Annotated in this window: 16 protein-coding genes; 6 read left to right on the forward strand and 10 right to left on the reverse strand. The window is 73.5% G+C overall.

Annotated elements, in window-relative coordinates:
• Nucleotides 1–3: 3 nt before the first annotated feature.
• Genes AC1DWH_RS18205 through AC1DWH_RS18225 form a run of 5 tightly spaced genes read right to left on the reverse strand, consistent with a single transcriptional unit; the run spans nucleotide 4 to nucleotide 6,145 of the window.
• Nucleotides 4–1,071: an LLM class flavin-dependent oxidoreductase gene (locus AC1DWH_RS18205; RefSeq protein ID WP_477094879.1), complete on the reverse strand. Its 1,068-nt coding sequence runs from the start codon at nucleotides 1,069–1,071 to the stop codon at nucleotides 4–6.
• Nucleotides 1,068–2,678 (reverse strand): dipeptide ABC transporter ATP-binding protein, encoded by a 1,611-nt coding sequence (locus tag AC1DWH_RS18210; RefSeq protein WP_477094880.1) that lies wholly within the window; start codon nucleotides 2,676–2,678, stop codon nucleotides 1,068–1,070. The genes AC1DWH_RS18205 and AC1DWH_RS18210 overlap by 4 nt, the downstream gene beginning before the upstream one ends.
• Nucleotides 2,675–3,559, reverse strand: coding sequence for an ABC transporter permease (locus tag AC1DWH_RS18215; RefSeq protein ID WP_477094881.1), 885 nt, complete (start codon nucleotides 3,557–3,559; stop codon nucleotides 2,675–2,677). The genes AC1DWH_RS18210 and AC1DWH_RS18215 overlap by 4 nt, the downstream gene beginning before the upstream one ends.
• Nucleotides 3,560–3,569: 10 nt before the next feature.
• On the reverse strand, nucleotides 3,570–4,523 hold the full coding sequence (locus AC1DWH_RS18220) for an ABC transporter permease (protein ID WP_477094882.1): 954 nt from the start codon (nucleotides 4,521–4,523) through the stop codon (nucleotides 3,570–3,572).
• Nucleotides 4,520–6,145: an ABC transporter substrate-binding protein gene (locus AC1DWH_RS18225; RefSeq protein WP_477094883.1), complete on the reverse strand. Its 1,626-nt coding sequence runs from the start codon at nucleotides 6,143–6,145 to the stop codon at nucleotides 4,520–4,522. The genes AC1DWH_RS18220 and AC1DWH_RS18225 overlap by 4 nt, the downstream gene beginning before the upstream one ends.
• A gap of 393 nt (nucleotides 6,146–6,538) precedes the next feature.
• Here AC1DWH_RS18225 and AC1DWH_RS18230 point away from each other — a divergent pair, with 393 nt between their 5' ends.
• Nucleotides 6,539–7,753, forward strand: coding sequence for an aminotransferase-like domain-containing protein (locus AC1DWH_RS18230; RefSeq protein WP_477094884.1), 1,215 nt, complete (start codon nucleotides 6,539–6,541; stop codon nucleotides 7,751–7,753).
• A gap of 266 nt (nucleotides 7,754–8,019) precedes the next feature.
• On the opposite strand, the gene proB is transcribed toward AC1DWH_RS18230, so the two are convergent.
• The 5 genes from proB to AC1DWH_RS18255 form a co-directional block, all read right to left on the reverse strand.
• The gene (gene proB, locus AC1DWH_RS18235) at nucleotides 8,020–9,168 is read right to left on the reverse strand and encodes a glutamate 5-kinase (RefSeq protein WP_456845717.1); all 1,149 of its coding nucleotides are present in this window, start codon (nucleotides 9,166–9,168) and stop codon (nucleotides 8,020–8,022) included.
• A gap of 48 nt (nucleotides 9,169–9,216) precedes the next feature.
• Nucleotides 9,217–10,740, reverse strand: a complete 1,524-nt coding sequence (gene obgE / locus AC1DWH_RS18240) for a GTPase ObgE (protein WP_456845718.1) — start codon at nucleotides 10,738–10,740, stop codon at nucleotides 9,217–9,219.
• A 120-nt stretch (nucleotides 10,741–10,860) separates the two neighbouring features.
• The gene (gene rpmA, locus AC1DWH_RS18245) at nucleotides 10,861–11,121 is read right to left on the reverse strand and encodes a 50S ribosomal protein L27 (RefSeq protein ID WP_055913072.1); all 261 of its coding nucleotides are present in this window, start codon (nucleotides 11,119–11,121) and stop codon (nucleotides 10,861–10,863) included.
• 72 nt (nucleotides 11,122–11,193) lie between these two features.
• A complete protein-coding gene (rplU, locus tag AC1DWH_RS18250; protein ID WP_370505510.1) occupies nucleotides 11,194–11,502 on the reverse strand; it encodes a 50S ribosomal protein L21 in 309 nt (102 codons plus the stop codon).
• Between the two features lie 240 nt (nucleotides 11,503–11,742).
• On the reverse strand, nucleotides 11,743–14,862 hold the full coding sequence (locus AC1DWH_RS18255) for an Rne/Rng family ribonuclease (RefSeq protein ID WP_477094885.1): 3,120 nt from the start codon (nucleotides 14,860–14,862) through the stop codon (nucleotides 11,743–11,745).
• A 470-nt stretch (nucleotides 14,863–15,332) separates the two neighbouring features.
• Here AC1DWH_RS18255 and AC1DWH_RS18260 point away from each other — a divergent pair, with 470 nt between their 5' ends.
• From AC1DWH_RS18260 to AC1DWH_RS18280, 5 genes are read left to right on the forward strand one after another with little or no spacing between them, the layout of a single operon-like run.
• Nucleotides 15,333–16,832: a cytochrome ubiquinol oxidase subunit I gene (locus AC1DWH_RS18260; RefSeq protein ID WP_456847282.1), complete on the forward strand. Its 1,500-nt coding sequence runs from the start codon at nucleotides 15,333–15,335 to the stop codon at nucleotides 16,830–16,832.
• 17 nt (nucleotides 16,833–16,849) lie between these two features.
• Nucleotides 16,850–17,917 carry a cytochrome d ubiquinol oxidase subunit II gene (gene cydB, locus AC1DWH_RS18265; protein WP_477094886.1) on the forward strand — a complete coding sequence of 356 codons (1,068 nt, stop codon included), beginning with the start codon at nucleotides 16,850–16,852 and terminating at the stop codon, nucleotides 17,915–17,917.
• Nucleotides 17,914–19,542, forward strand: coding sequence for a thiol reductant ABC exporter subunit CydD (cydD, locus tag AC1DWH_RS18270; RefSeq protein WP_477094887.1), 1,629 nt, complete (start codon nucleotides 17,914–17,916; stop codon nucleotides 19,540–19,542). The genes cydB and cydD overlap by 4 nt, the downstream gene beginning before the upstream one ends.
• Nucleotides 19,539–21,275, forward strand: coding sequence for a thiol reductant ABC exporter subunit CydC (gene cydC / locus AC1DWH_RS18275; RefSeq protein ID WP_477094888.1), 1,737 nt, complete (start codon nucleotides 19,539–19,541; stop codon nucleotides 21,273–21,275). The genes cydD and cydC overlap by 4 nt, the downstream gene beginning before the upstream one ends.
• On the forward strand, nucleotides 21,265–22,977 hold the full coding sequence (locus AC1DWH_RS18280) for a GAF domain-containing sensor histidine kinase (RefSeq protein WP_477094889.1): 1,713 nt from the start codon (nucleotides 21,265–21,267) through the stop codon (nucleotides 22,975–22,977). Before cydC ends, AC1DWH_RS18280 begins: the two co-directional genes overlap by 11 nt.
• Nucleotides 22,978–23,013: the final 36 nt, after the last annotated feature.

The following is a 23,013-nucleotide window of genomic DNA, read 5'->3' on the forward strand; positions in this document are numbered from 1 at the left end:
AGGTCAGACCGGCACGGCCTCCAGTGCGCCCCACGGACGGGACGGCACCTCGGCCCGCAGCACGGGCGCGACCTCGGCGAAGAAGTGCTCCAGGTGGCCCCGTGCGGCGGCCGGGTCGCTGAGCAGGAAGCTGTCGACGCCGATGCCCAGGACCTCGTTGCCGAACAGCTCGCGGAACCGCAGCAGCTTCTCGGTGACCTGCTCGGCGGTGCCCACTAGGAGCGACCCGTGCTCGGCGAAGTCCTCGACCGACTCGAACGGGAACCGGTTCTTGGCGGCGCCCGGACTGTTCCGGAACGCCTCGAACGTGGGCCTGACCAGGTCGAACGCGTCCTGGGACCGGGCGGTGATCACCGGCGCGGCGGCGCCCACCCCCACCAGCGCGTCGGCGGGGTCGAAGCCGTGCACCGCGAGGCGCTCCCGATAGTCGTCGACCAGCCGGACGTAGGTCTCGGTGCGCTGGAACCCGTTCGCAGAGAACAGCGGGTCCCCGTGCCGGGCCGCGAGGTCGGTCGAGCGCGTGCTCGTCGCCGACCCGTGCCAGACTCGCGGGCCGGGCGACTGGAACGGCCGCGGGCGGACGGTCGCCCTGGCCAGCGGAGGGCGGAACCGCCCGGACCAGGTGACGTCCTCGTCGCGCCAGAGCCGGCGCAGCAGCTCGTACGACTCCTCGAGCCGGTCCCACTGCTCGGCCTCGGTCGCGCCGAACAGCAGCGGCGCGAACTCGTCGTTCCCCTTGCCGATGATGAGGTCCAGCCGACCGTCGGACAGGTGGTCGAGCGTCGCGTAGTCCTCCGCCGCCCGGACCGGGTCGAGCAGAGACAGGACCGTGACGGTGGTGACCAGCCGGATCCGCGACGTGCGCGCCGCGATGTGGGCCAGGAGCACGGGCGGTGCCGACGACAGGAACGACGGGTTGTGCCGCTCGCCCACCCCGAACGCGTCGTACCCGACGCCCTCGGCCCAGACGGCCGCGTCGACCACCCGTCGGAGCCGTTCGTGCTCGCTGATGTCCTGCGAGCCGGGGATGTAGCGGCCGTGCGAGACGAGGGTGCTGCCGAGGAACTTCATGGGACACGTGCTCCGGGGATCGCGTCGAGCAGGGCGCGCGTGTGCTCCGCCTGCGGGTTGTCGAACAGGTCGTCGGCGCGTCCGGTCTCCACCAGCCGCCCGCGGTGCAGCACCGCGACCGTGTCGCTGATCTGCCGGACCACGGCCAGGTCGTGCGAGATGAACAGGTAGCTCAGGCCCAGCTCCGCCTGCAGGTCCACCAGCAGCTGGAGGATCTGCCGCTGGACCGAGACGTCGAGCGCGGAGACCGGCTCGTCGAGGACCAGCAGCTCGGGCCGCAGCGCGAGGGCACGCGCGATGGCCACTCGCTGGCGCTGACCGCCGGACAGCTCGGCGGGACCCCGCGCGGCGACGGACGCCGGCAGCGCCACCTGGTCGAGCAGCTCGAGGGCGCGCCGGGTGCGCTCGGCCCGGTCCCCAATGCCGAAGGCATGCAGCGGCTCGGTGATGATCCGCTCCACCGACAGTCGGGGGTCCAAGGACGCGTACGGGTTCTGGTAGACCAGCTGGACGCGGCGGCGCAGGGCCCGCAGCGTCGCTCCGGACGCATGCGTGACGTCCTCGCCGTCGACGCGCAGCGTGCCGCTGGTCGGGTCGACCAGCCGCAGCGCGATCCGGGCCAGGGTCGACTTGCCGGACCCCGACTCCCCCACGACGCCCAGCGTGGTCCCGCGCGGCAGCCCGAGCGTGACGTCGTCGACCGCCCGGAAGGGTGCGCGGCCGACGCGGAACTCCTTGGTCACGTGCTCCAGCCGCAGCACGTCGCCCGCAGGTCCGACCGAGGCCGTCGCGGGCCGCCGTGGGGTCAGCCGCGCGCCGCGCAACGACGGCGCGGCCTCGAGCAGCTGCCGGGTGTACGCCTGCGTCGGCGCCTCGAGCACCTGGGCGGTCGGCCCCTGCTCGACCACCAGCCCGTGCTGCATGACGACGATCCGGTCGGCCCGCTCGGCGGCGACCCCGAGGTCGTGTGTGATGAACAGGACGGACGTGCCGTGCTCGGCGGTGACCTCGGCCAGGTGGTCCAGCACGGTGCGCTGCACGGTGACATCGAGGGCGGACGTCGGTTCGTCGGCGATCACGAGGTGCGGGCTGCAGGCGAAGGCGATCCCGATCAGCACGCGCTGGCGCATGCCGCCGGACAGCTCGTGCGGGAACTGCCGCGCGCGCAGCTCGGGGTCCGGGATGCCCGCGCGGCCGAGGATCTGCACGGCGCGCGCGGCGGCGGTCCGCCGGTCGGCAAGGCCATGGGTGCGCAGCACCTCGGCGATCTGCTCCCCGATCCGCTTCACCGGGTTGAGCGAGACCGTCGGGTCCTGCGGCACCAGGCCGACCGACTTCCCGCGCACGCGCTGGAGCTGCTTCTCGGACCAGCCGGACACGTCCTGCCCGCCCAGCAGCACGCGACCGCCCGTGATCGCCCCGCCGCGCGGCAGCAGCCCGATGACCGCGTGCGCCAGCGTGCTCTTGCCGGAACCGGACTCGCCCACCACGGCGACGACCTCGCCGGCGTCGATGCGCAGGTCGACCCCGCGCACGGCGGCCACGTCGTCGGTCCGGGTCCGGTAGGTGACCTCGAGGCCCTCGATCTGGAGCACGGGAGTCGTCATCGGGTCCGCCCGTCGCGGTCGAGCGCGCGGCTGACGCGGTTCGCGGCCAGCACGACGGCGATCACCACCAGGCCGGGCATCGTGGTGAGCCACCAGGCGGTGGCCAGGAAGTTGCGGCCGTCGGCGATCAGGGAGCCCCACTCGGGGGCCGGCGGCGGGGCGCCGTAGCCGAGGAAGCTCAGCGCCGACACCGCGAGCACGGCACTGCCCAGCTCGAGCGCGGCGAGCACCAGCACGGGCCCGAGGGAGTTGGGCAGCACGTGCCGGTGCAGCGTGGTCCACCAGCGCACGCCGCTCACGCGCGCGGCCTCGACGTAGGCGGAGCCGCGGACCCGGACCACGTCGGCGCGGATCAGGCGGGCGAACGCGGCGACGGCGGAGATGCCGACCGCCAGCGCGACCTTCATGGTGCCGAACCCGAGCGCGGTGACGATCGCCATCGCCAGGAGCAGGCCGGGGATGGCCAGCAGCACGTCCACCAGGCGCATCACGACGTCGTCGAACCGGCCGCCCACGAACCCCGACAGGAGACCGACCAGCGACCCGACCACGAGCCCGATGAGCACGGCGAGCGCCGTCGCCGACAGCGACATCGCGGCGCCGTGCACCACGCGCGTGTAGATGTCCCGGCCCAGCTGGTCGGTGCCGAACACGTGACCGGGTCCGGGCGCGAGGAGCCGGTCCGCGGCGACCACCTGCGTGGGGTCGGCCGGCGCGAACACGGACGGCAGGACCGCCCAGCCGACGACGAGCGCGAGCAGCACGAGCGCGAGGACGAGACCCGGCGCGGGCCGGCCCCGTCGGCGCGCTGCGGGAGCCGGTGCCGGTGTGGGGGCGGGCTCGACGGCCGGCGGGGCCGGCCTGGTGGCGAGGGAGGTCACGGGGGGCTCCTCAGACCGCCGCCGACACCCGCACGATGCGGGGGTCGACCACGGGGTAGACCAGGTCGGCGGCGAGGTTGACGACGACGAAGACGATCGCCGAGAGCACGACGACGCCCTGCACGAGCGGGATGTCCTGGGACATCACCGCGGACTGCGTCAGGCGGCCGACCCCGACGCGGGAGAACACGGTCTCGGTCACCACGGCGCCTGCGAGCGTGTTGCCGATGATGATCGCGACCATGGTCAGCGTGGGGATCGCGCCGTTGCGCACCACGTGCCTCAGGTGCACGGTCGAGCGCGGCAGGCCCTTGGCCCGGGCGGTCTCGACGAACGGCTGGTCCCACGTCGACCCGAGGCTCTTGGCCAGCACCTGCGTGAGCACGGCCGCGGTCGGCACCGCGAGCGTGACCGCCGGAAGGACCAGCGACTGCCAGCCCGTGTTGCCGGTGGCGGGGAACCAGCCGAGGCGGAACGAGAACACCTGCAGGAGCACCAGGCCCAGCCAGAAGCTGGGGATCGCCGCGCCCAGCGGGGGCAGCGACAGCAGCGCGTGCCGCAGCCCCCGAGAGCCGGTGAGCACCGCGGCGGAGGCGAGCAGCGAGCTCGCCACCACCGCGATGACCAGCGCGGTCGCGGCCAGCACGGCCGTCTGCGGAAGGGCGTCGACGATCGTCGTGACCACCGGCTGCCCGCTCTGCATCGACCGACCGAGGTCGCCGTGCAGCGCGGCGCCGAGCCGCACGAAGTACTGCACGATCACCGGCTTGTCGAAGCCGTACTCGGCCCGCAGCGCCGCCGCCGCGGCCGGGTCGACGTTCGCGCCCTCCCCGCCCTTGTTGAGCATGGTGAGGATGGGGTCGGACGGCAGCAGGTACAGGATGACGAACGTGGTGGTGAAGGCGGCCCAGACGACGAAGGCCGCCAGTCCGAGCCGCCTCGCCAGGTAGCCGATCAGGCTCACTGCTGCACCCAGGCGTCGTAGAAGACGAGCTTGGTCTCACCGTCGACCCGCAGACCGTGCGACGACGGCCCGATGCCGTAGGTCCACGCGCGGTCGGCGATCGGGATGTTCCACGCGTTGTCCACGACGTACTTCTGCACGGCCGCCGCGGCGGTCGCCCGCTCGGCGGGGTCGACGGTCGACTCCTGCGTGGCCAGCAGGGCGTCGAGCTCCGACGGGTTGGCCTTCGCGTAGCCCAGCGAGGTCCACGTCGAGGAGTACAGCGCGTTGAGCACCGTCGGGTCCGCCCGCGTCATGGTCCACGCGTAGATGTCGTAGTCCCCCGCGGCGACTGCCTTGCTGGACGCCGCCGGGTCGAGCTGGCGGATCGGGTAGTCGATGCCGACGTCCTTGAGCTGCTGCTGGATGATCTCGAGGTCCGTGTAGGACGCGATGACGTTGAGGGTCAGTCGCTTGCCGTTCTTCTCGCGGATGCCGTCGGCACCCACCTTCCAGCCGTCGTCGTCGAGCAGCTTCTTCGCCTTGTCCGGGTCGAACGCCAGGTCGGCGCTGAGGTCCGTGTAGCCCGGCGTGGTGCTGTTCAGCGGCGCCGTGCGGCTCTTGTACGTCGGGCCGTAGACGGTGTCGACGATCTCCTGGCTGTTGATCGCGTACCGGATCGCCTGCCGCACGGGCTCGTCGGTGGCCAGCCACGACTGCTGGTTCGGGATCCAGCTCTCCGTCAGGCCGGGCTGGTGCGCCGTGAGCAGGGTGTCCCCCGCGGCGGTCAGCGTCGCCTCGTCCTGCCACGAGATCAGCGAGGCCGACTGCACCTGGTTGCTGGTCACGGAGCCGGAGCGGACGCCGGCCTCGGGCACGAACGTGAACTTGAGCGTGTCGAGGTACGCCTCGCCCTTGTGCGCGGCCAGGCTGGAGGGCCAGTCGTAGCCGACGCGCTTGGCCAGCACGGCGTCCTGGTCCTTGGTGTAGCTGGTCAGCGTGAACGGGCCCGATCCGGCGTACGTGCCGGTGCACAGCTCCTCGGGGGTCTTGCCGGTGTCGGCGGGCGAGATGAGCCCGAACCACGAGCCCGACAGCGCCTGCAGGAACTGCACGTTGGGCCGGTCGAACGCGACGGTCACGGTCTGCGGGTCGACCACAGTGGTGCCCACGTAGCCCTGGATCCACGGTCCCGCGCCGACGGCCTTCGGGCCGAGCGCGACGATGCGGTCCAGGTTGGCCTTCACCGCGGCGGCGTCGATCGGCAGCCCGTCGGAGAAGGTGGCGCCCTCGACGAGCTGGAACGTGAACGACTGGGCGTCGTCGCTGATCTCCCAGCTCGACGCGAGCCACGGCACGATCTCGCCGGTCTTCGGGTCCTGGTCGACCAGCGAGTCGGCCAGCTGGCGCGTGATGTTCAGCGCCACGTGGTACCGCTGCTGCGGGGCGTCGAGGCAGCCGAGCGGGTCGCCCTCGAGGGCGTGGACGTAGGTGCCGCCCGCGACGGGCTGGGCCTCGGCCGACGCCGACGACGTGGCGCCGGAGCCGCCGCTGCCGCTCGAGCAGGCGGTGAGCAGGAGGCCGAGGAGGGCGAGGGACGCCAGCGCGAGGGGCCGTCGGCGTCGGACGTGATGAGGGGACATGGGAGTGCTCCTGGGAAAGGGGGAATGGCCGGCCGCCGGAGAGACCGGGGCGGTGCGTGCAGGGGGGCGCCGAGGGCGCCAGGTTCAGCGGGTCAGTGCTGACAACAGCGCGGAGCGGACCACGAGGCGTTGCCGCCCATGACCACCACCTCCGCCGCTGACGTGCAGGGCGCCCCGAGTGGGCGCCGCCTGCTGAACACGGCTCGGAACGTAGATATCCCGACCATTTCAGTCAACGATTCTCTGGCTCGTCTCACGGGCTGGACCAGAGAGCGAGATGTGCCGTCCGATCAATGAGACGGGCCCGGGCGACCGTTGACCGCCCCCGGACCTCTCCCTACGTTCCGGCGCGTCCGAGCACGAGCGTCGGGCCCCTCCCGGAAGGCAGCACCGATGACGACGACACCAGACCTCCTGGCTCCGCTGACACCCCTGTCCACCCTCGTCCGCGCCCTGAGCGAGCCCAAGGGCTTCGGCGACGCCAGCCTGCGCCGCCGCCGCGAGGGCGACATCGAGCTGCTCGGCGGGATCCCCGACGACTCCGCCCTGCCGGTCCACGAGCTTCTCGCCGCCACCGAGCGCGTGCTCACGGGCGCCCGCTCCGGCCCCGCGGCGTTCCAGTACTCGCAGTCAGCAGGACTCGACGAGCTGCGCGCGTGGATCGCGGCGCGCGAGGGCGTGCCGGCCGAGCGCGTCATCATCACGAACGGCGGGTTCCACGGCCTGTCGCTGTCGGTGCTCTCGCTGGTCGAGCGCGGTGGCCTCGTCGCCGTCGACAACCCGATCTTCCCGCTCTTCCTGCGGGCGCTCGAGCTCTCCGACGGCCGCACCCTGCCCGTCGGCGTCGGACCGCACGGGCTCGACGTGTCCGAGCTCGAGGACTCGCTGCGCGCGGGCGCCCGACCGGCGGCCGTCTACACGGTGCCCGACTTCCACAACCCGTCGCAGGGCACGCTCCCGACGGAGCAGCGCGTCCGGCTGGTCGAGCTCGCCGAGCGCTACGGCTTCGTGGTGCTGGCCGACAACCCCTACCGCGAGCTGCGGTTCCGGGGCGCCGACCAGGACGCGACCGTCTTCAACACCTCGGACCACGTCGTGCACGTCAACACGTTCTCCAAGACGCTCGGCCCCGGGCTGCGGCTCGGCTGGGTCGTCGCCTCCGAGCGCATCGCCAAGCAGCTCACCACCCTCCGCAACCGGCAGGACTCCCACACCTCGACGCTCGAGCAGCGCATCGTGATCGACCTGCTCACGCACGACCCGCAGTGGTTCGACCGCACGCTGGTGCGGGCCCGGGCGCTGTACCGCGAGCGGGCCGACGCCGTGGTGGACGCGCTCGACGAGCGCCTGGGCGGGCTCATCGAGTCGGTGCGACCCGAGGGCGGCTTCTTCCTGTGGCCCCGGATCACCGACCCGTCGATCGACCCGACCGCCCTGTACGAGGCGGCCAGCGCCCGCGGGGCGACGTACCAGCAGGGCGAGTTCTTCGCCTCCAGCGGCCGTCGCGAGTTCGCCGACCACCTGCGCCTGGCCTACGGCAACCACTCGGTGGAGACGCTCGTCGAGTTCGTCGACCGCCTCGGTTCCGCCGCGGACTCGCTGCGCTGAGGGTCCTCCACTCCGCCCTCGAGGTCCGGTCCCCCACCGCACCCCGATCCCGACACCTGCCTGAACGGTCGCAACGTCCGCACTCGTGGGGGTCAGGGCCCGACGGAGTGCGGACGTTGGGGGTGGGGCCCCGCTGACGTCCGCACTCGTGGGGGCCAGGACCCGACGGAGTGCGGACGTTGGGGGTGGGCCTCGCTGACGTCCGAGCTCGTGGGCGTCGGGGCCCTTCGATGCTCGGACGTTGCGGGTGGGTGAGCTGCACCAGGTCAGCGGCGGCGGCGGACCAGGACCAGGTCGTCGCGGTGGACCAGCTCGCGGTCGTAGCCGGGGCCCAGCGCGGCGCGCAGCTCGGTGGTGGACCGACCCAGCAGGGGCGGCACCTCCTCGGCGTCGTACGACACCAGCCCGCGCGCCACCAGCACCCCGTCGGGCCCGACGAGCTCGACAGGGTCGCCGGCCTCGAACGTGCCCTCGACACCCGTCACGCCGGCGGGCAGCAGCGACGTCCCCCGCTCGAGCACGGCCCGGACCGCGCCCGCGTCGAGGATGAGCCGCCCGCGCGTGCTCGCGGCGTGCGCGAGCCAGAGGCGGCGGATCGAGGTGCGGCGGCCGGTCGCGGTGAACCAGGTGCCGACGTCCTCGCCGGCCAGCGCCTGCGCCGCCTGCGCGGCCGACGTGAGGATCACGGGCACGCCGGACTGCGTGGCGATCGCGACCGACTCCAGCTTGGTGATCATGCCGCCGGTGCCCACCGCGCTCCCCCGCGAGGCCACGTCGATGCCCTCGAGGTCCTGCGCGTGCACGACGGAGGCGATCCGTCGGGACCCGTCGCGCGACGGCGGCCCGGTGTAGAGCGAGTCCACGTCGCTGAGCAGCAGCAGCGCGTCGGCGTGCACCAGGTGCGAGACCAGGGCGGCGAGGCGGTCGTTGTCGCCGAACCGGATCTCGTCGGTCGCCACGGCGTCGTTCTCGTTGATGACGGGGACGATGCCGAGGTCGAGCAGCCGGGTCAGCGCCCGGTGCGCGTTGCGGTAGTGCACGCGCCGCACGGTGTCGTCGGCGGTCAGCAGCACCTGCCCCACCTGCAGGCCGTGCCGGGCGAACGCGGCCGTGTAGTGCGCGACGAGCAGGCCCTGGCCGACCGAGGCCGCCGCCTGCTGCGTCGCGAGGTCCTTGGGACGGGTGGCCAGGCCGAGCGGGCCGATGCCGGCCGCGATCGCCCCCGACGACACCAGCACCACCTGCCCGCCGGCCGCCCGGCGTGCCGCCAGCACCTCGACGAGCGCGTTGAGCCGCTCGGGCGCCAGCCGACCGTCGGGCGTGGTCAGGGACGAGGAGCCGATCTTGACGACCACCCGGGACGCCGAGACCAGCTGCTGGCGGTCCTGCAGGGCGTCGGCGGTCACGTGCGGCATTCTGCCGCGTGCCGGCGCACGGTCACGCGGATATCCGCTGAGCGGACGTCAGCTCTCCGCCGCGTCCGTCCAGACCCCGGCCTCGCGCTCGGTCCACAGCTCCTCGCGCGCCTCGGTCTTGGCGTCCATGCGCTCCTTGTACTCCTGGCGCTTCTCTCCACGCGTCGGGCGCGAGTGGTCCTCGAGGCGCAGGTCCACGCCGCGGGGCCCACCGAGGAACTCGGAGCCCGTCATGAGCGTCGGCTCCCAGTCGAAGACGACCGCGTTGTGCTCGGGACCGATGCGGACCTCGTCGCCCGCGACCGCACCGGCGGCGAACAACCGGTCCTCGACGCCCAGGCGGGCGAGACGGTCCGCGAGGTAGCCGACGGCCTCGTCGTTGGAGAAGTCGGTCTGGCGCACCCAGCGCTCGGGCTTCTCGCCGCGCACCCAGAAGTACACGCCCTGGCCCTCGACCTCGCGGCGCGTGACCGTGAAGCCCGCGTCGTCGACCGCCTTGGGGCGCAGCACGACGCGCGTGTTCTCGACGACCGGTGCCTCGCGGCGGGCCTTGTCGACGATCTCCCCGAGGGCGAACGTCAGCGGGCGCAGGCCCTCGTGGCTGGCGGTGGACACCTCGAACACGCGGAACCCGCGGGCCTCGAGGTCGGGCTTGACCAGCTCGGCCAGCTCGCGCGCCTCGGGGACGTCGATCTTGTTGAGCACGACGATCTGGGGGCGCTCGAGGAGCGGCACCCGGCCGCCCTCGATGTCCAGGTCACCGGCGTACGTCCGCAGCTCGACCTCGATGTCCTCGAGGTCCGAGAGGGGGTCGCGGTCCGGCTCGAGGGTCGCGCAGTCGAGCACGTGCACGATGACCGCGCACCGCTCGATGTGCCGCAGGAACTCCAGCCCGAGCCCACGTCCCTCGGACGCGCCGGGGATGAGGCCGGGCACGTCGGCGACGGTGTACCGCGCGCCACCGGCCTGCACGACGCCGAGGTTCGGCACCAGCGTGGTGAACGGGTAGTCGGCGATCTTGGGCCGGGCCGCGGATATCGCGGCGACCAGGCTGGACTTGCCGGCGCTGGGGTAGCCGACCAGGGCGACGTCCGCGATCGTCTTGAGCTCGAGGACGATGTCCTGCTCGTTGCCCGGCTCGCCGAGAAGCGCGAACCCGGGGGCCTTGCGGCGCTGCGAGGCGAGGGCGGCGTTGCCGAGCCCTCCGCGCCCGCCGGCCGCGGCGACGTACTGCGCGCCCACGCCGACGAGGTCCGCGAGCACGGTGCCGTCTGGGGCCTTGACGACCGTGCCGTCCGGGACGCCGAGGACCAGGTCGCTCCCGGTCGAGCCGGAGCGGTGGTCGCCCATGCCCTGGGTTCCCGACGGCGCGTGCCGGTGCGGCGAGTGGTGGTAGTCGAGCAGCGTGGTGACCTGCGGGTCGACCTCGATGATCACCGAGCCACCGTTGCCGCCGTTGCCCCCGTCGGGGCCGGCGAGCGGCTTGAACTTCTCCCGGTGGATGGACGCACAACCGTGCCCACCGTCACCGCCGGTCGCATGCAGCACGACCCGGTCGACGAATGTCACCACGGCTGAACCTCCCTTGCATTGCTACGTCTCGATACTCACACGCAGAAGGGGCGCACCGCACCGGTGCGCCCCTCCCACGACAGACCCGACGCGGACCGATGCCGCGTCGTCATGACTTGCTCAGACCTCGGCCGCCACCACGATGTCGATGACCTTGCGGCCACGGCGCGTCCCGAAGGTCACGGCGCCCGGGGCGAGGGCGAACAGGGTGTCGTCGCCGCCACGGCCGACGTTCACGCCGGGGTGGAAGTGCGTGCCGCGCTGGCGGACGATGATCTCGCCGGCCTTGACGACCTGGCCACCGAAGCGCTTGACGCCCAGGCGCTGGGCGTTCGAGTCGCGACCGTTGCGCGAGGAGCTCGCGCCCTTCTTGTGTGCCATGACGAACCTGCTTTCGTGCTCAGAGAATGGGGGGCTGCGGGTGCCTGCGGCCAGCCGGCCGACGGCGCGAGATCAGGAGATGCCGGTGACCTTGAGGCGGGTCAGCTTCTGGCGGTGACCCTGGCGCTTGCGGTAGCCGGTCTTGTTCTTGTACTTGAGGATGTCGATCTTGGGACCCTTCTCGTCCCGCACGACCTCCGCCGTCACCGTCACCTTGGCCAGGGCCTTGGCGTCGGTGGTGACCTTCTCGCCGTCGACGAGGAGCAGGGCGGGCAGCTCGACGGTCGAGCCGGCCTGCGCAGCGAGGCGGTCGACGACGACGACGTCGCCCACCGCGACCTTCTCCTGGCGGCCGCCAGCCTTCACGATCGCGTACACCACGTTGCTGCTCATCTCTGCTCGTCGAACTGCTTGTCAACTACTCAGGCGAAAGTGCTGGTGCCTACCTGCGCCCGCGCACATCCCGTTGCGACCGGAGGTGACCGGTGCCCGTGGGGGTTCGCGTCGGCGCCGCTTCGGCGGCACACACGGTCAGCGCGCACACGACGCGCCGACGTTCTAGGGTACGGACCCCACGCCGCAGGGTCAAACCTGGCAGGCGCGGCGCGGGGTCGACGTGACCTAACGCACGTCCTCGTCGCCCTCGGGCTGCTCGGACTCGGGCTCGGCGTCGGGCTCGTCGGACTGGGGCTCCGCGTCGGACTCGGGCTCCGGCTCGTCGTCGGCCGCGAACACGTCGGCGGGGACCGCCGTGAGCTCGAGCTCCTCGACCGGGCCCTCGTCCTCGGCCGACGCCTGGACGGCGGCGAACTCGGCGAACACGTCGAGCCCGGGCGCGCTGGGGGCGTGCTCCTCGGCCTCGATCTCGACACCCTCGACGACCTCGACCTGCTCGACCGACGCGACCGGCGCGTGGTGCTCGTGGTCGTGCTCGTGCGCGTGCGCCGCCGCGGCGGCGATCGTCGCCAGCGTGGCCTTGACGGCCTCGCGCGCCTCCGGCAGGACCGGGACACCGGCGTGCGGCACGTGCGTGACGGGCTCCTTGGCGCCACCCCGCTTGCGACGCGAACGCGGGGCGGTGCCCTCGGACGCGACCGGCTGCGGCTGGGGCGCACCGGCGTCGGGACGCTGGTTGTTCTTCTCGATCGGCTCCTCGTGCACGATGAAGCCGCGCCCGTGGCAGTGCTCGCACGTCTCGCTGAACGCCTCGACCAGGCCCTGGCCCACGCGCTTGCGGGTCATCTGCACGAGACCCAGCGAGGTGACCTCGGCGACCTGGTGCTTGGTCCGGTCGCGGCCGAGGCACTCCACCAGGCGGCGGAGCACGAGGTCGCGGTTGGACTCGAGCACCATGTCGATGAAGTCGATGACGATGATGCCGCCGATGTCGCGCAGCCGGAGCTGGCGGACGATCTCCTCGGCGGCCTCGAGGTTGTTGCGCGTCACCGTCTCCTCGAGCGTGCCGCCCGAGCCGGTGAACTTGCCGGTGTTGACGTCGACGACCGTCATGGCCTCGGTGCGGTCGATGACCAGCGAGCCGCCCGAGGGCAGCCAGACCTTGCGGTCCATGCCCTTGGCCAGCTGCTCGTCGATGCGGTGCACGGCGAACACGTCGGTGTCGGACTCCCAGCGCGTGACCTTCTGCGCCAGGTCGGGGGCGAGCTCGTCGATGTACGACGAGATCGTCGACCAGGCGTCGGCGCCCTCGACCACGAGGGACGAGAAGTCGTCGTTGAAGATGTCGCGGACCACGCGGATGGCCATGTCCGGCTCGCCCTGGAGCAGGGCCGGCGCCGACGCGGTCTTCGACTTCTTCTCGATGGCCTCCCACTGGCCCTGCAGGCGGGCGATGTCGGCGCGCAGCTCGTCCTCGGACGCGCCCTCGGCGGCGGTGCGCACGATGACGCCCGCCGAGTCCGGGACGATCTCGCGCAGGATCCGCTTGAGGCGGTTGCGCTCGGTGTCGGGCAGCTTGCGGCTGATGCCGGTCATGCCGCCGCCGGGCACGTAGACCAGGTAACGGCCGGCCAGCGTGACCTGCGAGGTCAGGCGGGCGCCCTTGTGACCGATCGGGTCCTTGGTGACCTGCACCAGGACCGGGTCGCCTGACTTGAGCGCCTGCTCGATGCGGCGGGCGGACCCACCCTCGAGACCAGCGGCGTCCCAGTTGACCTCACCGGCGTAGAGCACGGCGTTGCGGCCCTTGCCGACGTCGACGAAGGCGGCCTCCATGCTGGGCAGCACGTTCTGCACGCGGCCGAGGTAGACGTTGCCCACCATCGAGGCCTGCGCCTGGTTGGACACGTAGTGCTCGACGAGCACGCCGTCCTCGAGCACCGCGATCTGCGTGCGGGCGTTCTTCTCGCGCACGATCATCGAGCGGTCGACGGACTCGCGGCGGGCGAGGAACTCCGACTCGGTGATGATCTGGCGACGACGGCCGGCGTCGCGGCCGTCCCGGCGGCGCTGGCGCTTGGCCTCGAGGCGCGTGGAGCCGCGCAGCGCGGTGACCTCGTCGCTGGGAGCACGGGTGCGTGCGGCGCGGGGCTCGTTCTGCTCGCCACCCTCGCCGCGCGAGGAGCCACGGCGACGACGGCGACGACGGCGGCTCGAGCCGGCGTCCTCCCCCGTGGCGTCGTCCGCGTCGGACTCGGCGGTCTCGTCCTCGTCCTGCTCGGACCCGGCCTCGTCGTCGTCGACCTCGGAGTCGGACCCGCCGGGCGCGTCGGTGCGGCTGCGACGTCCGCGGCCACCACGACGGCGGCGGCGGCGCGGCTGGCCGGACGTGCCGGCGGCCTCGTCGGTCTCGGCGGCCTCGTCGTCCTCGTCCTCGTCCAGCTCGGCGTCGGCGGGGGCGTCGACGACGGCCACCTCGTCGGTGACGACGTCCTCGTCCTCGGGCTCGGGCCGCGCGGCGTCACCGCTGCGGCCGCGACGACCGCGGCGGCGCGAGCCACGCGCAGGAGCGGCGCTGTCGGACTCGACCGCGTCGGTGGTCTCGACCGTCGAGTCGTCGGACTCGGCAGCAGCCTCCGCCTCGGCCTCGGCGCGGTGCGCGGCCTCGGAGATCTCCTCCGGCGAGCCGGTGCTGGCCTGCGCGCGGCGACGGCGGGGCCGGGCCGCGGACGGGTCCGGCGCCTGGAAGAGCAGCGCGGTGGTGGCGAAGCGGGGGCCGGTCGACGTGCTGCTGGTCGTGGCGTTCGGCTCGGCGGGCGGCACCGTGGCCGCGAGCTCGGCGAGCACGTCGAGGGTCGGGGCTGCGGACTCGGCGTCCTCGTCCTCCTCCTCGACCGGCTCGGGCGCGACCTCGACCACCGGCTCCGGCGCGGCGGCGGCACGGGTGCCGGAGCGGCGACGACGCGGGGCGGACTTGGCGGCGGGCTCGTCGGCGACGGGCGCCTCGGCGACAGCGGCAGTCTCGGCGACGGGGGCCGGCGTCTCGACGGCGGGCGCGGGCGCCTCGTCGGCGGAGACCGGGACCACGGTGCGGGTGACGCGCCGCGACTTCTTCACCGGCGCGGCGAGCTGCTCGGCGGGCTGCTCGACCGGAGCCGGCGCGTCCACGGCCGGGGCCGCGGGCTGCTCGGTCACGGCCGGCAGGGTGACGACGGCGTCGGCCGTGGCGTCGGTGCTGGGCGCGGCGGTGACGCGGGTGGCTCGGCGGCGGCGCGGCGCTGCGGGCGGTGCCTCACCCCCGGCGGTCGTCGTCACGTCTGTGGTGGGGGTGTTCTCGTCGGTCACGCGAAGTGCTCCTGGGTACCGAGCATCGCCACTCCACACCCGGCGGTACTCGGTCGGTCGGTCGTCGCTCGCGTGCTGCGCGGCGACGGAAAGTCGGCGGTCGTGGCTGCTGCACCCGGTCGGCGCCATCGCCTGCGAGGCCGGAGCCGGCGGTCCCGATCGGGGACCAGCGGGCGGCAGAGCGGCGGCTGGCGCGCACGACATGCTGGTGCTGCGAGCTCAAGGGTCCTCAGGCGGTGTGGTCGCCTGGAGAGCCGCGGCCAGTATCGCACAGGGCATCCCGGACGGCGTCCGGCACGCCTGAGCCGCGCACGATGCGTCTGTGGGCTGTTGGGACCTTGGTCCCAGGGGCAGACTGGACCCGGTCCTAGCGTTTTCCCAGGTCCGCAGGTCAGGGCTGGTTCCAGCCGGGACCGGCGTGGTCGGCGCGGACCCGACCCGACGTACCGGCTCGCACCCCGGAGGGGCCCGTGGACACGCTCGACGTAGCGCGTTGGCAGTTCGGCATCACCACCGTCTACCACTTCATCTTCGTGCCGCTCACGATCGGCCTGGCGCCGATGGTCGCGATCATGCAGACGATCTGGGTCCGCACGGGCAACGAGCGGTGGCTGCGGCTGACCAAGTTCTTCGGCAAGCTGCTGCTGATCAACTTCGCCATCGGCGTGGCCACCGGCATCGTGCAGGAGTTCCAGTTCGGCATGGCCTGGAGCGAGTACTCGCGGTTCGTCGGCGACGTGTTCGGGGCGCCGCTGGCCATGGAGGCGCTCGCCGCGTTCTTCGTCGAGTCGACGTTCCTCGGCCTGTGGATCTTCGGCTGGGACAAGCTGCCGAAGAAGATCCACCTCGCGTGCATCTGGGCGGTCGCCATCGCGACCAACCTCTCGGCCTACTTCATCCTCGCCGCGAACTCGTGGATGCAGCACCCCGTGGGCGCCACGTTCAACGCGGAGCGTGGCCGCGCCGAGATGACGGACATCGGCGCCGTGCTGTCGAACTCGACCCTCCTGGCGGCCTTCCCGCACACGATCTCCGCCGCGTTCCTCACGGCAGGCACGTTCGTCGCCGGGATCGCGGCCTGGTGGATGGTGCGCCTCGTGCGTGCGGGCCAGGCCGACAAGGCGCGCGACGTCTACCGCCCCGCCATCGTCCTCGGCGTGATCGTCATGCTCGTCTCGGGCGTCGGCGTCGCCCTGAGCGGCGACCAGCAGGCCAAGCTCATGTTCCAGCAGCAGCCGACGAAGATGGCCGCGGCCGAGGCGCTGTGCAGCACGACGTCCGGCGTGCCGTTCTCGCTGCTCGCGGTCGGCCCGCTGGGTACGGGTGCCGACTGCGACAAGGTCACGCACCTCCTCGAGATCCCCGGCATGCTCTCGTTCCTGGCGACCGGCGACTTCTCCTCGACGCTGCAGGGCACCGACGAGCTCCAGCAGGCGTACGAGCAGAAGTACGGGTACACCGAGGCGAACGGGGAGCCCATCAGCTACATCCCGAACCTCGCCATCACGTACTGGGGCTTCCGCCTGATGATCGGCTTCGCGCTCGGGTCCGCCGCGCTGGCGCTGGTGGCCCTGTGGGTGACCCGCAAGGGCCGGGTGAACGGGAACGTCTGGTTCGGCCGGCTCGGCATCGTCGCCCTGGTCACGCCGTTCCTCGCGTCGTCGTTCGGCTGGATCTTCACCGAGATGGGCCGCCAGCCCTGGGTGGTCGCGCCGAACCCCAACCCTGGCGGCGTCGACGGCGTGTGGCTGCTCACCGCCCGCGGCGTCTCGACCGTGACCAGCGCCGGGACGATCCTCACGTCGCTGATCGCGTTCACGCTGCTCTACGGGATCCTCGCCGTGTTCTGGTACCGGCTCATGCACCGGTACACGATCGAGGGCGTCGCCGACAGCGAGCGCGACCCCAGCCCGGACAACCCCGACAACGACCCGGACAGCGCTGACCGTCCGCTGTCGTTCGCGTACTGAGAGAGGGGCTGACGACCATGGAGCTCACGACCGTCTGGTTCCTGCTCATCGCGGTCCTGTGGACCGGCTACCTGGTGCTCGAGGGTTTCGACTTCGGCGTCGGGATGCTGCTGGGGCTGCTGTCCCGCGGCGACCTGGCCGCCAAGGACCGGGACCGCCGCGTCATGATCAACACGATCGGCCCGGTGTGGGACGGCAACGAGGTCTGGCTGCTCACGGCGGGCGGTGCGACGTTCGCCGCGTTCCCGGAGTGGTACGCCACGATGTTCTCGGGCTTCTACCTGCCGCTCCTGCTCATCCTGCTCGCGCTCATCGTGCGCGTCGTCTCGTTCGAGTGGCGCGGCAAGATCGACGACGACCGCTGGCGGGCCCTCGCGGACCGCTGCCTGATCGCCGGGTCGTGGGTCCCCGCGGTGCTGTGGGGCGTCGCGTTCGCCAACCTGGTGCGTGGCGTGGAGCTGGACGCCTCCCACCAGTACGTCGGAGGCTTCTGGGCGCTGCTCAACCCGTTCGCGCTGCTCGGCGGCGCGACGACCGCGCTGATCTTCCTCACGCACGGCGCCGTGTTCCTCGCGCTGAAGTCCGACGGTGACATCCGGGCGCGGGCCGGCGCGTTCGCCGCGCGCTCGTCGGTGGTCACGCTCGTCGTGGCCGGCGTCTGGGCCGTCTGGACCCAGGTCTCCTACTCCGTGCCGTGGACGTGGGCGGCCGTCGTGGTGGCCGCCGGTGCGCTGATCGTCCTGGTCGTCGCCGCGCAGCGCCGCAAGGAGGGGCTGGCGTTCCTCGCGTCGGCCGTCGCCATCGTCGGCGCGGTCGTGCTGATCTTCGGGTCGATGTACCCGGACGTCATGCCGGCGTTCGACCCGGCCAACTCCCTGACCGTCACCAACGCGTCGTCGACGCACTACACGCTCACCGTGATGACGTGGGTGGCCGTGGTGCTGACACCGCTGGTGCTGCTGTACCAGGGCTGGACGTACTGGGTGTTCCGCCGGCGGATCTCGGTGCAGCAGATCCCCGACCACACCGGCCTGACGTTCGACAAGGTGCCCGTGCTGAACAAGCCGTCGTCCGCCGACCAGTGAGACCGCTCGACCCGCGACTCCTCCGGCACGCCAGGGCCGCTCGCGGGTACGTCACGCTCACCGCCGGGCTCGGGGTGCTCACCGCCGCGCTGGTGGTGAGCCAGGCGCTGCTGCTGGCGCACGCGCTGGGGGACGCGGTGACCGACGGCGCCACGCTCGCGGACGTCGGCCCGCTGATCGCCTGGCTGGCGGTCGTGGTCGTCGCGCGCGCGCTGGTCACCGCCGTGCAGGAGCGGTTCGCCCACCGCGCGGCCACCCGCGCGGTCGGTGAGCTGCGCGAGGCGGTGGTGACGCACGCCGTCGCGCTGGGTCCGCGGTGGCTGGCGTCGGGCGAGGGCCCGGCCGTGGTCACGCTGGCCACGCGCGGGCTGGACGCCCTCGAGCCGTACTTCGTGCGGTACCTGCCGCAGCTCGTGCTGGCGGCGACCGTGACGCCGGGGGTCCTGCTGGTCGTGCTCGGCCTCGACCCGGTGTCCGCGGTGATCCTGGTCGTCGTCCTGCCGCTGGTGCCGATCTTCATGGTGCTGGTGGGTCGCCTGGCCCAGGGCCGCTCGGAGCAGGGGCTGGACAGCATGCAGCGGCTCGGCGCCCAGGTGCTCGACCTGCTGGCCGGCCTGCCCACGCTGCGCGCCCACGGCCGGGAGCGGGGACCCGGCGCCCGGGTCAGGGCGCTCGGCGACGCGCACCGCGTGGCCACCATGGCGACCCTGCGGATCGCGTTCCTGTCGGGCATGGTGCTCGAGCTGCTCACCACGCTCTCCGTGGCCCTGGTCGCGGTCGGCATCGGGCTCCGGCTCGTCGCGGGCGACCTCGACCTGGTCACGGGCGTCGCGGTCCTGGTCCTGGCGCCCGAGGTGTTCCTGCCGCTGCGGCAGGTGGGGACCCAGTTCCACGCCGCGGCCGACGGCGTCGCCGCGGCGGGTCGCGCGTTCGAGGTGCTCGAGACGCCGGTGCCCTCGACCGGGTCGCGGCCCGCGCCGGACCTGCGGACGGCCACGGTGCGCCTGGACGGCGTCGGGGTGCGCGGCACGCCGCACGACCTGGACCTGGTCCTGCGCCCGGGCACCGTCGTCGCGCTCACCGGTCCCAGCGGCATCGGCAAGACCACCGCGCTCGAGGTGGTGCTCGGCCTGCTGCGCCCGGACGCCGGCCACGCCACGATCGACGGCGTCGACCTCGCGGACCTCGAGCCCGGCACGCTCTGGTCGCAGGTCTCGTGGCTCCCCCAGCGCCCGGTGCTCGAGCCGGGGACGGTCGCCGAGCTGGTCGGAGGCGACGACGCGGCGCGGGCCGCGGCGGCCGCCCTGACCGGCCTCGACGAGGTGCTCGACGGCCTCCCGGACGGCTGGGCGACCGCGCTCGGCCGCGGCGGAGAGGGCCTCAGCCTGGGCCAGCGGCAGCGGGTCGCGCTCACCCGCACCCTGCTCACGGACACCCCGCTGGTGATCCTGGACGAGCCGACGGCCCACCTCGACGCGGCCGGCGAGCAGGTCGTCCTCGACACCGTCCGCGCCCTGCGGGCCGCCGGGCGCACCGTGCTGCTCGTCGCGCACCGGCCGTCGCTGGTCGCGGCCGCCGACGACGTCGTGCTGGTCCGCGCCGCCGTCGCCGAGGTCGCCGCATGACCGGGCCCCTGCGCCGGGCGGTCCGCCTGCTCGACATCGACCCCCGCCGGTTCGCGCTCGCGGTCCTGCTGGGGACCCTGGCGCTCGGCTGCGGGGTCGCGCTGGCGGCGGTCTCCGCGTGGCTCATCGCCCGCGCCTCCCAGATGCCGCCCGTGCTGCAGCTGTCCGTCGCGACGGTCGCGGTGCGGGCGTTCGGCATCGGTCGCGGCGTCCTGCGGTACATCGAGCGGCTGGTGTCCCACGACGTCGCGCTGCGGGGCATGACGCAGCTGCGCTCAACCCTCTACGAGCGCCTCGCCGTCGCGCGGCCCGACACGTTGCTACGGCTGCGCCGCGGTGACCTGCTCGCTCGCGTCGGGGCCGACGTGGACACGGTCGGCGACGTCGTGGTCCGCGGCCTGCTGCCCGCCGGCGTCGCTCTCGTGCTCGGGGTGCTCACCTCCCTGGCGATGTGCGCGTTCTGGCCGCCCGCCGGGCTCGCGCTCGCCGTCTGCCTCGTGCTCGCCGGCGTCGTCGCACCCGCGCTCGCGGCCCGGGCCGCGCGCACCACGGAGGAGCGCGCGCTGCAGAGCCGGTCCGACATGGCGGCGACCGCGCTGGGCCTTCTCGACGACGCGGGCCCGCTGCTCGTCGGCGGGCGTGCCGACGACGAGCTGACCGCCCTGCGGGACTCGGACCGTCGCCTGGCCGCCGCGACCGACGCGGGCGCCGGACCGGCCGCCGTCGCCGCCGGCCTCGGGCAGCTGGCCGTCGGTGTCGCGGTGCTGGCCGCCCTGCTGACGGGCATCCCCGCGGTCGGCGCCGGGCTGCTCTCGCCGGTCGAGCTCGCCGTCATCGTCCTCACCCCCCTCGCGGCGTTCGAGGCGACGGCCCTGCTGCCCGCCGCGGCCATCCAGGTGCAGCGCTCGCGCGCGGCCGCCGTGCGGATCCTCGCCCTGCTTGACGCGCCGACGGATCCTGCCCCGACCGACCCGGCACCGGGGCGTCCGCCGCTCTCCGCGACGGGCCTGGCGGCGGGCTGGCCGGGGGCGGACACCGTCGTCGCGGACCTCGACCTCGACCTGCGCCCCGGCCGGTCCGTCGCTATCGTCGGCCCCTCCGGCACGGGCAAGACGACCACGCTGCTCACGCTGGCGGGCCTGCTCCCCCGGCGCGCCGGGTCGCTCACCCTGGACGGGCACGACGTCGACCACCTGTCCCGGGACGCCGTCACGGCCGCGGTCGTCGTCGGCACCGAGGACGCGCACGTCTTCGGCACGACCGTGCTCGAGAACCTGCGGGTGGCCCGCGGCGACGTCACGCAGGACGAGGCGGCCGCGGTCCTGCGGCGCGTCGGCCTCGGCGACTGGCTCGCCGGCCTGCCGGACGGCCTCGACACGCTGCTCGGCCCCGACGCCAGGACGGTCTCCGGCGGGGAGCGGCGCCGGCTGCTCGTCGCGCGCGCCCTGCTGTCCCCGGCGGCCCTGCTGCTGGTCGACGAGCCGGCCGAGCACCTCGACCCCGTGCGGGCGGACGCGCTGGTCACCGACCTGCTCGGGGACCCGCGCGGGGTGGTGGTCGTGACGCACCGGCTCACGCCACTGGCCGCCGCCGACGAGGTCGTCTGGCTCGACGCGGGTCGGGTCCGCGCGCGCGGCACGCACGCGGAGCTGGTCGCCGCGGTGCCCGGCTACCGTGAGTCGCTGGACCGCGAACGCGCGACCGACCGACAGGAGGTGGGACGTGCCCGATGAGGCCCTGCCGGGCTCGCTCACCGAGGTGCCCGACTCCCCGCTCCGCGCGACCGGAGACGCGCTGAGCGACCTCCTGGGCGCGATCCTGGCCGTCGCCAGCGAGCTCGACATCGCCGCCGTCCTCGAGCGGTTCGTGCAGGTCAGCGCGGACCTCACGGGTGCCCGGTACGGAGCGCTCAACGTCCTGGACGCGCACGGCACGTCGACGACCTTCGTGTTCACCGGCGTGCCCACCGCGCTGGCCCGGGTGATGAAGGCGGCACCGCATGCCGCGGGCGTGCTGGGCGAGATCCCCGAGACCGGCGTGCTGCGTCTCGCGGACCTGCGCGAGCATCCCGCCTTCCGTGGCTTCCCGCCCGAGCACCCCCCGATGGGCTCGTTCCTCGGCACCTCGGTACGGGTCGGCCCGCGGGTGTTCGGGCAGCTGTACCTCTCGGAGAAGGACGGCGGGTTCACCGAGGCGGACGACGACGTCGTGCTGGCGCTCGCCGCGGCCGCCGGGGTCGCCGTCGCGAACGCCCAGCTGTACGCCGAGGCCGAGCGCCGCGAGCACTGGCTGCGTGCCGGGCAGGCCATCACGACGATGCTGCTCGAGGGGATCGACGAGGAGGAGGCGCTCGAGCACATCGCCTCGACCGCCCTCGAGGTCGCGCACGCCGACACCGCCGCGCTCGCGCTGCCCGGCGTGGGCGGCGAGCTCCTCATCGAGCTCGCGGTCGGGCACGACAGCGACCGCATCCTGGGCAACCCCATGCCGAAGGGCGGCCGCGCCTGGACCGTCATGACCGAGGGCAAGGGCCTCACGACGCCGTCGCTGTCGCAGGCCCGGACGGTCGGGGTGCCCGCGATGCGCACCTTCGGCCCGGCCCTCTACGCGCCGCTGCGGTCCCCGGGCCGCGACATGGGCGTCCTCATCCTGCTCCGACGCATCGGCGGGACACCGTTCGAGGACTCCGACCTGGCGACCGCGGAGTCGTTCGCCGCCCAGGCGGCGCTCGCCTTCCTGCTGGCCGGCGCCCGCCACGCCCAGGACGTCGCGGCGCTCCTCGACGAGCGGGCGCGCATCGCCCGCGACCTGCACGACCTGGCCATCCAGCAGCTCTTCGCCACCGGCATGCAGCTGGAGACCGTCCGGCGGCGCGCGGCGCGGGGTGTCGACCCCTCGGAGCTGGCCGGGATCGTCGACGAGGCGCTCGACAACGTCGACGGCTCCGTGCGCCAGATCCGCCAGATCGTGCACGAGCTCCGCGATCCCGACGCCGCCTCCGGGCTGGTCGAGCGCCTGAGGCGCGAGGCCTCGCTCGCGCGCACCGGCCTCGGCTTCGCGCCGTCCTTCGTCGTCAGCCTGGACGACAAGGCGCTGGTCGACGGCGGGACCGAGGAGGACCAGCTGGACGAGCGGGTCGACCCGACGCGCGCGTCCGACGTCGTCGCCGTGGTGCGCGAGGGCCTGGCCAACGCGGCCCGGCACGCCCACGCGGCGTCCGTCACGGTGCGCGTCTCGGTCCGCGGCTCGGGGCCGCGCGGCGTGGTCCTCGTCGAGGTGCAGGACGACGGGGCCGGCCTCCCGCAGCGACGCGGGCGCAGCTCGGGCACGGGCAACCTCGCGTCGCGCGCCCGGCAGCACGGCGGGACGTTCAGCCTGGGCGTGCCGCCCGACGGTCGCGGCACGCTGCTGACCTGGGAGGCACCGCTCGGCTGAGCGTTTGCGAGCCCCCTGCGCCGGGTCGACGATGCG

The organism is Cellulomonas sp. P2_F12 (assembly GCF_056403775.1).